Here is a 13,189-nt window from a genome sequence, read left to right on the forward strand (position 1 = left end):
CAGCCTAATGGCCGCCCGTGTTCCACGGGCACCGCTCGAGCGCCGGAAACGCGCGGAAGCCCGCCTCCGCGAGGAGACGGGCTTCGCCGGGTGGGTCAGGCCTTGGCCTTGGTGGTGCGGGTCTTCTTGACCGGCTGGGCGACCGGCGGCTCGGCGGCCTCCGACATCTCCTCCAGCTCAAGGGCGGCCTCGCCGCTGGTCTTGCTGACGACCTTGCGGCCGCGGACCGCGAACTCCTCGTAGACCTTGACGGCGCGGTTGGTGAACTCGTCGGCGTACTCACGGGCCTTCTCCGGGAGCTCCTTGGCGATGCCCTCGGCCTTGCCGGCGTACTCGCGGGCCCTCTCCGGGAGATCCTTCGCGATGTCCTCGGCCTTGCCGGCGTAGGCGCGCGCCCTCTCGGGGAGCTCCCTGGTCAGCTCCGCGCGGCGCGACTGCAGCTTCTGCAGCCGCTCGGGCAGCTCGCGCAGCTTCTCCACGGCGTAGTCGCCGGCCCCCGCGACCGCGTAGAACGGCTTGGTGTCGGCGAGTTTCTTCACTTCGGTGGCGAGCGTCATGATGGGTTAACCTTCCTTCGTTTCCTGGTTGACGGGGCCGTTGCCGTTGCCCGCCGCGTAGGGCTCAAGTGCGGCGAGGAGTTCGGGCGGCAGCGGCTGTTCGTCGTCCGGTGCGGAGGCGGGCCGGGGGTGGGCGTTCTGGGAGGTCTGCTCGTCCCCGGCCGGTCCTTCCTTCCGGAACGACTCGTAGATGTCGATCAGCACCTGGCGCTGCCGCTCGGTGATGTGCGGATCTTCGCGGATCGCCGTGATGACGTCGCTGGGAGGTTCGTGATCCTCGATGAGACCGGCCTGCACATAGAGCACCTGCGACGAGATGCGCAGGCCCTTGGCGATCTGGTTGAGGATCTCCGCACTCGGCTTGCGGAGGCCGCGCTCGATCTGGCTCAGGTAGGGATTGGACACCCCCGCCGCGGCAGCCAGCTGGCGCAGCGAGATCTTCGCCTGCTGCCGCTGCTCGCGGATGTATTCGCCGATCGAGCCGACTTTGGGAAGTGCCATACCTCGATTATGCCGCCCGTTGCTTGCAGTTGCAAACGAACTGGTTAACACCTGCAAGCGCTAGAGCTGGATAATCCACAGGAACGGGGTCGATGTGACCAACGTCACGGACAGCGCGACGATGCCCGCCCGGGCCCTGCGCGGCAGCTCGGGAGCGGGCTTGATCAGGCGGTCGACCCTGGCCATGACGTTGCTGGCGTGCAGGCCCAGCATCCCGCTGGGGGCCGGCATGGCGCCCGCGGTGCCGAACCGCAGCAGGGCCGTGGCCAGCCGGCGCGGCGAGCAGTAACGGCGGGCCCGGTCGTCGGCCGCCATCTCGATGAGCAGCTCCACCTGCTCCTGCGCCTCGCACACCACCTTCGACCAGGGCAACGCCCTGCGCAGCGCGGCGAACGGCAACAGCACCAGATCGTGGCGCTCGCGTACGTGGGCCGCCTCGTGCGCCAGCACGGCGGCGAGCTCGTCGCGCGACCACAGCCGCAGCGCGCCCTCGCTCACCACCACCTGGGAGCGCAACCCCGGCACGCAGTACGCCGCCGCGCCGGGGTGGTCGAGCACCCGCACGCCCGGCACGCCGGGGTCGTCGCGGGAGATCAGCGCGAGCAGCGTGCGGTGGCGCCTGCGGGCGCGCAGCGCGTGCACCCCCGCCGAGATCAGCACCACGACCAGCACGGTCAGCGAGGTGAGGCCGGCGATCATGGCGAGCACGTGCAGCGGGTCCCACGCCGTGCCGGGCGCCTCGCCCTGGACGAACGCGACCAGGCCGGGCAGCACGCCTATGCCGTAGGGCTGCACCCCGAAGGCGAGCATGGCCCCGGTGGTGGCCAGCCCCCACGCCACGCCCAGCGACTGCCACAGGATGATGGCCAGCCGGGGCGCGCGGTAGGTCCAGCGAGCGGTGGTGAGACGCCAGGAGCCGATCGCGCACGCCGTGGCGAGCGCGGCCAGCACCGCTGCCGTGATCACTCTTCCTCCAGCTCCGTAAGGGCTCTGCGCAGGATCTCCGCCTCGTCTCCGGAGACGGCCTGGGCGAAACGGGTCAGGGCGGCGGAACGGTCGCCCGTCATGTCGAGAGCTCCAAGCATAAGCTCGGCGATGTAGCTGTCGCGGCTTTCCGCGGGTTCGTAGCGCCAGGCACGCCCGTCACGGGTGCGCCGGAGGAAGCCTTTGCGGGTGAGGCGGTCGAGAACGGTCATGACCGTGGTCGGCGCCAGGTCACGGTCGGCGATGAGACGGCCGACCTCGCGGGCGGTCAGCGGGATGCTCTCCACCCACAAAATATCCATGATGCTGCGTTCAAGCTCGCCAAGACCCTTCACACGCTCCAGCGTAGTACTACACGGCGTCGAGCAGCCATCCGGGATCCTGGTGAGATGGATATCACGCTGGTACAGGGAGATATCACCAAACAGGAAGTGGACGCGATCGTGAACGCGGCCAACTCCTCTCTCATGGGCGGCGGCGGGGTGGACGGGGCGATCCACCGGAACGGCGGGCCCGAGATCATCGAGGAGTGCCGGAGGCTGCGCGCCTCCCAGTACGGGCGCGGCCTGCCGACCGGCGAAGCGGTCGCCACCACCGCCGGGCGGCTGCCCGCGCGCTGGGTGATCCACACGGTCGGGCCCGTGCACTCGCCGTTCGAGGACCGTTCCGAGCTGCTGGCCTCGTGCTACCGGGAGTCGCTGCGGGTGGCCGGGTCGCTGGGCGCCGAGTCGGTGGCGTTCCCGGCGATCGGCACCGGCATCTTCGGCTGGCCGCTCGCCGACGGCGCCCGCGTCGCGATCGACGCCGTGCGCACCTCGCTGGCGTCGGCGGTGTCGGTGGCGTCGGTGGCGGAGGTGCGGTTCGTGCTGTTCGAGGCGACCGCGTACGCCACCTTCGAAGCGGCGCTGTGACCGTCACGCGTCCCGGACGTCCGGCGCCACCGCCGGCCAGGGCACGGTGAGCTCGCCGAGGCGCCAGCGGGCGCGGCCGCCGAGCGGCGGGTGACAGGGGATCGGCCAGGTGGCCGCGAGGGTCCGCGCCGCGGCGATCCAGCGCTGGCGCGCGCCGTGCGAGCTGTACGGGGCGCTGACCGCCCACGCGTGGTCCCAGTCGCGCAGGAACGCGTGGATCCGCTCCCCGGGCACGTTGCGGTGGATGAGCGTCTTCGGCAGCCGGTCGGCCAGGTCCGAAGGCCGCTCGAACGCGTCGAACCGGGCCGAGAACGTCAGCGTCCGCGGGCCCGACGCGTCCAGTCCCACCCACACCGCCCGGTGCCCCACCTCCGAGCAGGTGCCCTCGACCAGCACGCCGCCGGGGGCCAGCCTCTCCAGCAGCGCCCGCCAGTAGCGCCAGGCCTCCGCCTCCCCGTACTGGCGCAGCACGTTGAAGGCCCGCACCAGCACCGGCGGCCGGGCGACGGGCAGCTCGAAGCCGCCGAGCGCGAAGCTCAGCCCTTCCCGCTCGTACGGCTTGGCCGCCGCCACCCGGGCCGGGTCGATCTCGATCCCCACCACCTCGACGTCCGGCGCCACCCGCCGCAGCCGGGTGAACAGCTCCAGCGTCGTCACGTGCGAGGCCCCGTACCCCAGGTCCACCACGAGCGGCCTGGCGGTGGCGCGCAGCAGCCGGCCGTGGACGGCGGCGATCCACCGGTCGGCGCGCCGCAGCCGGTTGTGGCCGGTCGTGCCCCGGGTGATCGAGCCGACCGGTCTAGCCACTGACGCGGTGCACCTTGTGCTGGGCGGCCTGGGCGCGGGGGCGGATGACCAGGCGGTCGACGTTGACGTGCGCGGGCCGCGTCACGCACCAGGCGATCGCGTCGGCGACGTCGTCGGAGCTGAGCGGGTCGGGCACGCCCTCGTACACCTTGTCCGCCCGCTCGGCGTCGCCGCGGAACCGGGTCAGCGCGAACCCCTCAGAGCGCACCATGCCGGGCGCGATCTCCACGATCCGCACCGGCTGCCCGACCAGCTCCAGCCTGAGTGTCTCGGTCATGGACGTCTGCGCGTGCTTGGCCGCGCAGTAGCCGCCGCCTCCCTCGTACGAGACCAGCCCCGCCGTCGAGGTCAGCATCACCAGCACGCCGTCGCCCGAGCCGATCAGCTTCGGCAGCAGCGCCTGGGTGACGCGCAGCGAGCCGAGCACGTTGGTGTCGTACATCCGCTGCCAGTCGTCCACCCGGCCTTCGGACACCGGCTCCAGCCCGAGCGCGCCGCCGGCGTTGTTGACCAGCACGTCGCAGCGATCCAGCGAGGCCGCCAGCTCGTCCACCGACTCCTGGGAGGTAACGTCGAGCGTCACCGGAGTGACGCCGGGCACCTCGGCCGCCAGCTTCTCCAGCCGGTCGCGCCGCCTGGCTCCGGCCACCACGTGGTAGCCCTCGGCGGCCAGCCGCCGCGCTGTCGCCTCGCCGATGCCACTGCTCGCGCCGGTCACCACAGCCGTTCTCTTCATGCGCCACATCCTGCCAGGCCGCCGTTCGGGGACCCCCACTGTGACGCCTTGTCGGGAATGTCGAAAAAATCTGGACAGTTGTAAGTCACTTGGAGGTGATGTCGGGTGAGGCGACGACGGGTCAACCGGGTCGCGACGATCAGCATGCACACGTCACCGCTCGACCAGCCCGGTACGGGCGACGCCGGCGGCATGAACGTGTACATCGTCGAATCCGCCAAACGGCTGGCTCAATCGGGCGTGGAGGTGGACATCTTCACCCGCGCCACGGCCCGCGACCTGCCACCGGTCGCCGAACTGGCGCCCGGTGTCCTGGTCCGTCACCTGACCGCCGGACCGTACGAGGAGATGGACCGGGCCGACCTGCCCGGCCAGATGTGCGCGTTCCTGTCCGAGGTGCTGCGCATCGAGGCCATGTACGAGCCCGGCCACTACGACGTGATCCACTCCCACTACTGGCTGTCCGGCCAGGTCGGCTGGCTCGCCAAGGAACGCTGGGGCGTCCCGCTCGTGCACACCATGCACACCATGGCCAAGGTCAAGAACCGGCTCCTCGCCGAGGGCGACCGGCCCGAGCCGCAGGCCCGCGTCGTCGGCGAGGAACAGGTCGTGCAGATCGCCGACCGCCTCGTGGCCAACACCGCCGACGAGGCGCACGAACTCATCGACCTGTACGGGGCCGCCGAACAGCGCGTCGCCGTCGTCAACCCCGGCGTCAACCTGACCGTCTTCCAGCCCGCCTCACAGGGCGCCGCCCGGCAGCGGCTCGGCCTGCCGCAGGGCGCGCGCGTCCTGCTGTTCGTCGGCCGCATCCAGCCGCTCAAGGCCCCCGACGTGCTGCTGCGCGCCGCCTCCCGCATGCTCATCGACGACCCGTCACTGCGCGGCCGCCTCGTCGTCGCCTGCGTCGGCGGACCCTCCGGCAACGGCCTGGCCAGGCCGTCCATCCTCACCGAACTCGCCACCGAACTCGGCCTCGCCGACACCGTCCGGCTCGTGCCGCCGGCGCCGCAGCACGAGCTCGCCGACTGGTACCGCGCCTCCGACCTCACCGTCGTCCCCTCCCACAGCGAGTCCTTCGGCCTCGTCGCCCTGGAGTCCCAGGCCTGCGGCACCCCCGTGGTCGCCGCCGCCGTCGGCGGGCTGCGCACCGCCGTCCGCGACGGCGTCTCCGGGCTCCTCGTCGACGGGCACGACCCGCACGACTGGGCGCAGGCCATCGGCGGCCTCCTCACCGACCCGGCCCGCCTCGCCGCCCTCTCCGCGGGGGCGCGCGAGCACGCCGCCGCCTTCGGCTGGCAGGCCACCTCCGCACGCCTCATGGACGTGTACGCGCAAGCCGTCGCCCACCTGCACCGGCAGCCGGTGGCGGTGAACTCGTAGGCTGTAGCGCATGCGCGACCTCATCGAAGCCGCGCTCAAGGCCGCGGACGTCGAACACGACGAGCCGCGGCCGGGAGCGTTCCTCGCCAAGCTGCCGGGCCGGCACAAACTCGCCACCATGACCTGGCTGATCGTCGGCGAACGGGTCCTGCACATCGAGGCGTTCTTCTGCCGCCAGCCCGACGAGAACCACGCCGAGTTCTACAAATGGCTGCTCGCCAGGAACGGCTCCATGTACGGCGTCCACTTCTCCGTCGACCCCGTCGGCGACGTCTACCTGGTCGGCCGCATGCCCCTCACCGCCGTCACCGAGGAGGAGATCGACCGCATCCTCGGCTGCGTGCTCACCTACTCCGACGAGTCGTTCGACCGCGCCCTGGAGATCGGCTTCGCCTCCTCCATCAGGCGCGAGTGGGAATGGCGCAAGAAACGCGGCGAATCGCTCGCCAACCTGCAGGCTTTCGCCCGCTTCGCGGACCCGGAGCGCTCCTGAACCAGGCCGCCCTAGGATGGGGCGCATGGCGACTTTGGTGCTGCTACGGCATGGCGAGAGCGACTGGAACGCGAAGGGCCTGTTCACCGGCTGGGTGGACGTGAGCCTGTCGGCGAAGGGCGAGGACGAGGCCCGCCGGGGCGGCAAGCTCCTCACCGACGCCGGCCTCTACCCCGACGTCGTCCACACGAGCCTGCTCAACCGGGCCATCCAGACGGCCCAGTTCGCCCTCGGCGAGGCCGACCTCCTCTGGCTCCCGGTCAAGCGCTCCTGGCGGCTCAACGAGCGCCACTACGGCGCCCTCCAGGGCAAGAACAAGGCCCAGACCCGCGAGCAGTTCGGCGAGGAGCAGTTCATGCTCTGGCGGCGCTCCTACGACACGCCCCCGCCACCCATCGCCGACGACGACGAGTTCTCCCAGGTGGGCGACCGCCGCTACGCCCTCCTCCCGCCCGAGCTGATGCCGCGTACCGAATGCCTCAAGGACGTGGTGGACCGGATGCTGCCGTACTGGTACGACGAGATCGTGCCCGACCTGTCGGCGGGCCGGACCGTCCTCGTGGCCGCGCACGGCAACTCGCTGCGCGCCCTGGTCAAGCACCTCGACGACATCAGCGACGACGACATCGCCGGGCTCAACATCCCCACCGGCATCCCGCTCCGCTACGACCTGGACGAGCACTTCCGGCCGCTGCGGCGCGGCGGCGAGTACCTCGACCCGGAGGCCGCCAAGGCAGCCGCCGAAGCCGTCGCCAACCAGGGGCGTTGACCGGACCGCCGCTTCCGGAAAAACCTGAAGATCTTTTTGGGAACCCCCTCGGGCTGGGCGCCGTGATGCGTGCCCGTGGCCCGCTCAGCCCGCCGTAGGGGGTGAAGGGCGTGTGCTCGACGGTCGTTCATGTCCAGGGAAGCCCTCAGCGCGGCGGCGGGCTTCATGCCGCGGGGCTTCACCCGGATACCTACTGTCGAAGATCCTGTCGAAGGCCGGTCGTCGCGGGACCGGCCGGGTCGGCGGGGGTTCGAGGCCATGTCCAGGCGGAGCGCACGATGAAGGCCAGGAGCAGCACCTCGATTCCGATGGAGAGGCCGTAGAAGGAGGCCCATTCCCAGGACTCCCCTACCGCGTTGAACGCCGAGTAGGGGATGTAGAGCGATGCGACGACGAGGTTCGTGGCGCGGTTCACCCGGGCGGGCAGCGTCACGGAGAGCATCACCATCAGGGCCGGGATCGCCATGGACGCGAGCATGACGGTCAACAAGGTCGCGCTGATGTCGAACTCGAAGACGACGCCGGCCAGGATGTTGTCGACGGTGCCAGGCTTGTAAAGGTGGAAGTAATCGACGTAGATGTAGAGGAACATGATGCTGGTCCATGCGGCGGCGAGCTTGACCTGCACGGGGACCGGCGGGTTGGCGAGCAGGGTCGGAGTTTTCGTCTGGATGGTCATCGGTTCTTCTTTCGGGAGGAGCGGTCCGTCCGCCGGAGTGGCGGCAGGTTGGGACGTACACACGCACGGGGTCGGGTCGTTCTCGTCGGTCCGGTCGTCAGACGGTGACGACGACGTGCCCGTGACCAGCACCTCACCTGGACGGGCACATCGCCTCGACCGGGCAGCGGTAGCCCGGACCTCGGACGACGCGAGCACTGAGGGCAGGCCGTAGCGGTGCTGGGGCGGCGGCCCGCGTCGTCGTCGCCCTCGGTGGACTCGCCCCCGGCACCAGGCGTGCTCCGGCATTCGATCGCTGTTCGATCCCCACAGAAGCCTCCTCACGTCCGAGCTACGACCTAGTTCGTACACCGTACGTCGTACACCGTACTAAGCTCGTACGCTGTACCATGACCCTACGTTGAACGCTTGTCAAGCCGTTCGAAGGAGCGAGGAGACCCGTTGTCTGCGAGGGAACGACGCCAGGTCGCGTCAGATGCGGGGCTGAGCAAGAAGCGGGTGGTGGACGAGGCGGTCCGGCTCGCCGACCGCGAGGGGGTCGGCGAGCTGAGCATGCGCCGGCTGGCCGGCTCGCTCGGCGCGGGCGCGATGTCGCTCTACTACTACGTGGCGAGCAAGGAAGAGTTGCTGGACGCCATGATCGACGTCGTGTTCGAAGAGATCGAGCTCCCGCCTGCGGAGACCGACTGGCAGTCAGCGATGCGACGTCGGGCGATATCCGCCCGACAGGTTCTCGCACGCCACCCGTGGGCGATCGGCCTGATGGAGTCGCGGACATCGCCGGGGCCCGCGAACCTCCGCCACCGCGAAGCGGTCACCGCCTGCCTGCGAAGGGCCGGCTTCTCGGTCGTGATGACTACGCACGCCAACTGGTTGCTCGACAGCTATGTCTACGGTTTCGCCCTGCAGGAAGCCAGCCTGCCGTTCGACACCGCCGACGAGCTCGCGGACATGGCCGAGGACGTCTTCCTGCCCCAGCTTCCTCCTGACGAGTTCCCCTACCTCAACGAGTCCGCCGCGGTGCTCGCCGCTGCCGGCTACGACCCGGCGGAGGAGTTCACCTTCGGCCTCGACCTCGTCCTGGCCGCCCTCGAGCCCCTCAGAGTGCCTGCGTGAGCACGCGCCTGCGCAGGAACAGCATCGCCACCCCCTACGGCGGGCTGAGCGGGCCGCAGGCACGCATGACGGCGCCCAGCCCGAGGGGGTTCCCCAAAGGTTTCTGGTTGTGAACCAAGACGACAGGTCCCGCCCAGCACGCGCCCGCCCGCCGATCGCCCACGGCGGCCATGCGCCGTGTCACCGCAAACGTGTCACCACAAAGACGTGCAGCCGCGGAAAGATATCTCGTCACGGAAAGAACAGAAAAACAGAGAACAACTACTCGCGCCGCCATGGAACGATGGATGTTCGGTGGTCGGCGTTGATGGAGTGCGGCGGGCACGGCCGGCGGGGTTCTCGCGGGCAGAGCACGAACGCCTCCGTGACGGTGGCGCGATACAGCCGCCAGGCCGCCGGCGCGGTCACGTCGTCCACGGTGATCGCGCTCCCGCCTCGGGTCGCGGGGCCGGGGTAGACGCCGACGCCGTGGTCGAGGTCGCTCCCGGATAGTTCGGCGGCCGTGCCCGAGAGGTAGACGGCGCGGCCGTGGTAGGGCGGCACCCCCGAGTCGAAGACGACCATGCTCACCTCAGGGCGCCGTGCGAGGTTGAGCGAGTGTGCGGCGTCGGGGGACGACACCCAGTAGAACGCCTGATAGTCGGCCGTCGCGAAGTACACCGGCGAGACCCACGGCCGCCCCTCGGCGTCCACGGTGCCGAGCGTCATATACAGGTTGGCGTCGAGGAGCGCGCGGGCGTGCGCGTCGAGGTCATCCGGGCTCATCAGCGGCGCACCTTGAACTTCAGGTGCAGGACCCCGTCGCCTTGGACGACCAGGTGGGGCTGTTCCAGGAGGTGCTGGCCGCCGATGCCGCCGAAGTAGCGCCGGCCCGACCCGAACACCACCGGCACCACGTCGATCGCCACCTCGTCCACGAGGCCGGCGGCCAGGATCTGGCCGCCGACGTCGCCGGCGTTCAGGCTGATGGTCCGCTCCCCGGCGAGCTCCTGGGCCTTGGCGATCGCGGCGGTCACGTCGGTCACGAAATGGTACGAAGCCTCCGGATGCCAGCCCTCGGGCTTGGGGCGGTGGGACACGACCACCACGTGGTCGCCCGTGGGCGGACTGCCCTCCCAGCCGTTCGTCAGGTCGAACAGGCGGCGGCCAATCACGATCACGCCGATCGACCGCCACATCTTCCGGACGTAGTCCGCCGACGCCCGGGAGACCTTGAAACCGTTGCCGCCCTCGGAGTGGTCGAACCCCTGCTCGTCCTGCTCGGCGAGCGGGGTGTCGCCGTTGTAGTACCAGTCGTGCAGCGGCCCGACGCCGTCGTTCTCGTCGGCGATGAAGCCGTCCACCGACATCACGTTGTGCATGATCACTTTGCCCACAGGTTCTCCTCGGATCCGCTGGTGTGTTCGCCGTCGATCCTGTCGGTCTCCGGGGCGTCCGGGCTTGAAGAAAATCCATCAATGGGCATCGGGCCGTTGTCGGGCGGGAAGTCACGTTCGGCGGGGAAGCGGCGCCGCAGGGCGAGATACTCGGTCGGGGTGTGGCCGGTGAACTCCTTGAACTCCCTGCTGAAGTGGGCCTGGTCGGCGAAGCCCACGGCCTGCGCGAGCGCGGGCCAGTCGACGGGACGCGGGGCGTCGACGGACAGGATCAGCCGCGCGAAACGGTAGATCCGCGCCACCCGCTTCGGCGTCACCCCGACATGGGACTTGAACAGCGTGGCCAGATGGTTGCCGCTCACTGCGGCGGTGTCGGCCAGCGCGCCCACCGGGACCGCGCCCCAGGCGGCGGCCAGCTGCCCGCCCACGTGCCGGACCAGGTCGAGACTGCGCGACGGCGCCTCGGCGAGACGCGAGCGCAGCTCCTCCTCCACGATCCGCAGCGTCTCGGCGGGCGACGCGAGCGCGCCGGCCCGGTCGCGCATCCGGTCCAGGGACCGCTGCCAGACGGCGTCGACCGCGTCCACCGGCACCCACCGGTTCCGCAGCGCGGTCGGCGGCACGTCGACGAACGGGGACAGCCCCCACGGCTTGAAGTGCACGCCCACGACCCGCACCGCCGCGGGGTACTCGATGAGGAACCGCCTGGTCCAGACCCCCATCAACCACCCGCCGGTGACGGTCGCGGGCGGCACCGAAGGGTCCGAGTCCCACAGGCGGACGGGTCCGCCCAGATTGACCATCAGGTGCGCCGACGGCATCGGCGGCACGTTCATCAGGCGATGCCGCGGCACGCCCGTCAGGCAGTAGACGTCGTCGACGAACCGGTCGAGCGGCGGATCAGGCACCCGTCCGACGTAGTCCATGGATCCAGTGTGGCCGCCGTCCCCAGGTTCACGACATCAAAAGCTTTGGGAAAACCCCTCGGGCCGGGCGCCGTGATGCGTGCCTGCGGCCCGCTCAGCCCGCCGTAGAGGCCGTGAACCGCACGGTGACCACCAGGCCGCCTTCCGGGCGGGCCGTGGCCGTCAGGTCGGCGTGGGCGTGGGCGACGGCGTGGACGATGGCGAGGCCGAGTCCGTAGCCGTGCCGTCCGTGGCGATCCTTCGCGAGTCTCTGGAAGGGCTGGAAGAGGCGCGGGATCTGGTCGCCGGGGATGACCGGCCCGCTGTTGGCGACCGTGAGCGTCGCCTGCGTGCCGGAGGTCCCGGTGGTGATCCGGATGTCCCCGCCTCGATGGTTGTGCCGGACGGCGTTGTCGACGAGGTTGGCGACCAGGCTCTCGACCAGTCCGAGGTCCCCGGCCGTCACGGCGGGCGCGAGGTGCTCGGCGAGGTCGACGTCCCGCTCCGCGACCTGGTCGCGGCGTGCCGCGAGCACTCGTTCCGCGACGCGGGCGAGGTCGAGGGTGTCCCAGCGGGCCGCGCCGCGCTCGCTGACGGCCAGTTCGAGCAGGGTCTGGACGAGCCGCTCCTGATGTTCGCCCAGGGCGAGCGCCTCCCGGCACGCCGAGCGCAGCGTGTCGGCGTCGGCGTCCGGGTCGGCGAGGACGACCTCGAGAAGGGTGCGCAGGCCCGCGAGAGGGGTGCGCAGCTCGTGCGAGGCGTTGGCGACGAAGTGGCGCTGGGCGTCGAAGGCGGCCTGCAGGCGGGCGAACAGGTCGTCGAGGGTGTGGCCGAGCTCGGTCAGCTCGTCCGTCGGCTCACCGAGGTCGAGGCGCCGGTGCAGGTCCCCGGCGGAGATGCTCTTGGCCGTGCCGGTGATGGCGCGCAGCGGTTGCAGGAACCGTCCGGCCACGTACCAGCCCAGTGCCAGCGCGACCGGCACCAGGAGCACCAGGGCGACGGCGGACCCGACGAGGAACTGGGGGAGGCTGATCCCGGTCTCCGCGACCGGCCCCGAGGTGGCGCCGTCGGGCGTGGCCGCGTCGATGCTGACGAGCGGGACGCCGACGAAGACGAGCACGAAGGCCCCGGCGGCGTAGATGCCGGCCGCGTAGGCGAGGGCGAGCCGCTTCTGCAGGGACCTCCTGGCGAACCGCCGGGTCGTCATGACGGCCGGAGACGGTAGCCGGCCTCGCGGACGGTCTCGATCACGGGCGGGTCGCCGAGCTTGGCCCGCAGCCGGTGCACGGCATGCTTGACGGCGCTGCTGAACGGGTCGGCGGCCTCGTCCCACACGCGTTCGAGCAGCTCCTCAGCGGGGATGACCAGGCCCGGCACGGCGAGCAGGCATTCGAGCAGCCCGAACTCCCTCGGGCTCAGCTCCAGGCGGCGACCCGCCCGGAACGCGACCCGGCGGGCCGGATCGAGCGTGATGTCCCCGCATGTCAGAGTCGGCGGCAGCGGCGGCGCGGCGCGGCGGGCCAGGGCACGGACCCGGGCGACCAGCTCGGCGAACGCGAACGGCTTGGGCAGGTAGTCGTCGGCGCCGAGGCTGAGCCCGTCGACGCGGTCCTCGATCGTGCCGGACGCCGTGAGCATCAGCACGCGGGTCTCCGAGCGGTCCTGGGCCAGGCCGCGGCAGATCTCGTCACCGTGCACGCCGGGCAGGTCGCGGTCCAGGATCACCACGTCGTAGCGTGTGGCCGCCAGACGGTCGAGGGCCGCGGTGCCGTCCAGGACGACGTCCACGGCCATGCCCTCGCGGCGCAGCCCGGTCCCGATGGACCGGGCGAGGATCTCGAAGTCCTCGACGACGAGGACCCTCATCGTGTCGCGCGGCCGAACCCGCCGCCGGATCGAGGTGCCATGCCTCGACGATGCCAGATGCCGGGTTCCAGCCGGGTCGCGGCCGCCGCGACCGTCCCGGAACCAC

17 protein-coding genes are annotated in these 13,189 nt (G+C 70.9%); 5 read left to right on the forward strand and 12 right to left on the reverse strand.

What is annotated here, in order from left to right; all coding sequences use genetic code 11:
• Nucleotides 1-95: 95 nt before the first annotated feature.
• Genes KME79_RS22395 through KME79_RS22410 form a run of 4 tightly spaced genes read right to left on the reverse strand, consistent with a single transcriptional unit; the run spans nucleotide 96 to nucleotide 2,377 of the window.
• Nucleotides 96-557 carry a hypothetical protein gene (locus tag KME79_RS22395; protein WP_219546158.1) on the reverse strand — a complete coding sequence of 154 codons (462 nt, stop codon included), beginning with the start codon at nucleotides 555-557 and terminating at the stop codon, nucleotides 96-98.
• 6 nt (nucleotides 558-563) lie between these two features.
• On the reverse strand, nucleotides 564-1,058 hold the full coding sequence (locus KME79_RS22400) for a helix-turn-helix domain-containing protein (RefSeq protein ID WP_148036678.1): 495 nt from the start codon (nucleotides 1,056-1,058) through the stop codon (nucleotides 564-566).
• Nucleotides 1,059-1,118: 60 nt separating this feature from the next.
• A complete protein-coding gene (locus KME79_RS22405; protein WP_219546159.1) occupies nucleotides 1,119-2,024 on the reverse strand; it encodes a M56 family metallopeptidase in 906 nt (301 codons plus the stop codon).
• Nucleotides 2,021-2,377, reverse strand: coding sequence for a BlaI/MecI/CopY family transcriptional regulator (locus tag KME79_RS22410; RefSeq protein ID WP_148036680.1), 357 nt, complete (start codon nucleotides 2,375-2,377; stop codon nucleotides 2,021-2,023). Before KME79_RS22410 ends, KME79_RS22405 begins: the two co-directional genes overlap by 4 nt.
• A 54-nt stretch (nucleotides 2,378-2,431) precedes the next feature.
• Between KME79_RS22410 and KME79_RS22415 the strand changes: the two genes are divergently transcribed.
• Nucleotides 2,432-2,953: an O-acetyl-ADP-ribose deacetylase gene (locus KME79_RS22415; RefSeq protein WP_219546160.1), complete on the forward strand. Its 522-nt coding sequence runs from the start codon at nucleotides 2,432-2,434 to the stop codon at nucleotides 2,951-2,953.
• 3 nt (nucleotides 2,954-2,956) lie between these two features.
• Here KME79_RS22415 and KME79_RS22420 read toward each other — a convergent pair whose 3' ends face one another.
• Nucleotides 2,957-3,760: a class I SAM-dependent methyltransferase gene (locus KME79_RS22420; RefSeq protein WP_148036682.1), complete on the reverse strand. Its 804-nt coding sequence runs from the start codon at nucleotides 3,758-3,760 to the stop codon at nucleotides 2,957-2,959.
• The gene (locus tag KME79_RS22425; RefSeq protein ID WP_219546161.1) at nucleotides 3,753-4,496 is read right to left on the reverse strand and encodes an SDR family NAD(P)-dependent oxidoreductase; all 744 of its coding nucleotides are present in this window, start codon (nucleotides 4,494-4,496) and stop codon (nucleotides 3,753-3,755) included. Before KME79_RS22425 ends, KME79_RS22420 begins: the two co-directional genes overlap by 8 nt.
• Before the next feature lie 105 nt (nucleotides 4,497-4,601).
• On the opposite strand from KME79_RS22425, the gene mshA reads away from it, so the two are divergent.
• From mshA to KME79_RS22440, 3 genes are read left to right on the forward strand one after another with little or no spacing between them, the layout of a single operon-like run.
• Nucleotides 4,602-5,879: a D-inositol-3-phosphate glycosyltransferase gene (mshA, locus tag KME79_RS22430; protein WP_417629144.1), complete on the forward strand. Its 1,278-nt coding sequence runs from the start codon at nucleotides 4,602-4,604 to the stop codon at nucleotides 5,877-5,879.
• Between the two features lie 10 nt (nucleotides 5,880-5,889).
• On the forward strand, nucleotides 5,890-6,372 hold the full coding sequence (locus KME79_RS22435; protein ID WP_148036684.1) for a type III secretion system chaperone family protein: 483 nt from the start codon (nucleotides 5,890-5,892) through the stop codon (nucleotides 6,370-6,372).
• 25 nt (nucleotides 6,373-6,397) lie between these two features.
• Nucleotides 6,398-7,141: a phosphoglyceromutase gene (locus KME79_RS22440; protein WP_219546162.1), complete on the forward strand. Its 744-nt coding sequence runs from the start codon at nucleotides 6,398-6,400 to the stop codon at nucleotides 7,139-7,141.
• 190 nt (nucleotides 7,142-7,331) lie between these two features.
• Here the strand turns inward: KME79_RS22440 and KME79_RS22445 are convergent, their stop codons facing one another.
• Nucleotides 7,332-7,952, reverse strand: coding sequence for a DUF6326 family protein (locus KME79_RS22445; protein ID WP_219546163.1), 621 nt, complete (start codon nucleotides 7,950-7,952; stop codon nucleotides 7,332-7,334).
• A gap of 309 nt (nucleotides 7,953-8,261) precedes the next feature.
• Here KME79_RS22445 and KME79_RS22450 point away from each other — a divergent pair, with 309 nt between their 5' ends.
• Nucleotides 8,262-8,936: a TetR/AcrR family transcriptional regulator C-terminal domain-containing protein gene (locus tag KME79_RS22450; RefSeq protein WP_219546164.1), complete on the forward strand. Its 675-nt coding sequence runs from the start codon at nucleotides 8,262-8,264 to the stop codon at nucleotides 8,934-8,936.
• Between the two features lie 261 nt (nucleotides 8,937-9,197).
• Here the strand turns inward: KME79_RS22450 and KME79_RS22455 are convergent, their stop codons facing one another.
• The 5 genes from KME79_RS22455 to KME79_RS22475 all read right to left on the reverse strand — a co-directional run bounded on the left by KME79_RS22455 (nucleotide 9,198) and on the right by KME79_RS22475 (nucleotide 13,083).
• Nucleotides 9,198-9,701, reverse strand: coding sequence for a pyridoxamine 5'-phosphate oxidase family protein (locus KME79_RS22455; RefSeq protein WP_219546165.1), 504 nt, complete (start codon nucleotides 9,699-9,701; stop codon nucleotides 9,198-9,200).
• Nucleotides 9,701-10,312 carry a dihydrofolate reductase family protein gene (locus tag KME79_RS22460; RefSeq protein ID WP_219546166.1) on the reverse strand — a complete coding sequence of 204 codons (612 nt, stop codon included), beginning with the start codon at nucleotides 10,310-10,312 and terminating at the stop codon, nucleotides 9,701-9,703. The genes KME79_RS22455 and KME79_RS22460 overlap by 1 nt, the downstream gene beginning before the upstream one ends.
• Complete coding sequence (locus KME79_RS22465; protein WP_219546167.1) at nucleotides 10,300-11,238, reverse strand: helix-turn-helix domain-containing protein; 939 nt, start codon at nucleotides 11,236-11,238, stop codon at nucleotides 10,300-10,302. Before KME79_RS22465 ends, KME79_RS22460 begins: the two co-directional genes overlap by 13 nt.
• A gap of 94 nt (nucleotides 11,239-11,332) precedes the next feature.
• The gene (locus tag KME79_RS22470) at nucleotides 11,333-12,424 is read right to left on the reverse strand and encodes a sensor histidine kinase (RefSeq protein ID WP_219546168.1); all 1,092 of its coding nucleotides are present in this window, start codon (nucleotides 12,422-12,424) and stop codon (nucleotides 11,333-11,335) included.
• Nucleotides 12,421-13,083, reverse strand: coding sequence for a response regulator transcription factor (locus KME79_RS22475; protein ID WP_219546169.1), 663 nt, complete (start codon nucleotides 13,081-13,083; stop codon nucleotides 12,421-12,423). Before KME79_RS22475 ends, KME79_RS22470 begins: the two co-directional genes overlap by 4 nt.
• Between the last annotated feature and the right edge of the window lie 106 nt (nucleotides 13,084-13,189).

Origin of the sequence: Nonomuraea harbinensis (genome assembly GCF_019396385.1) — a bacterium.
GTDB classification, from domain to species: domain Bacteria; phylum Actinomycetota; class Actinomycetes; order Streptosporangiales; family Streptosporangiaceae; genus Nonomuraea; species Nonomuraea ferruginea.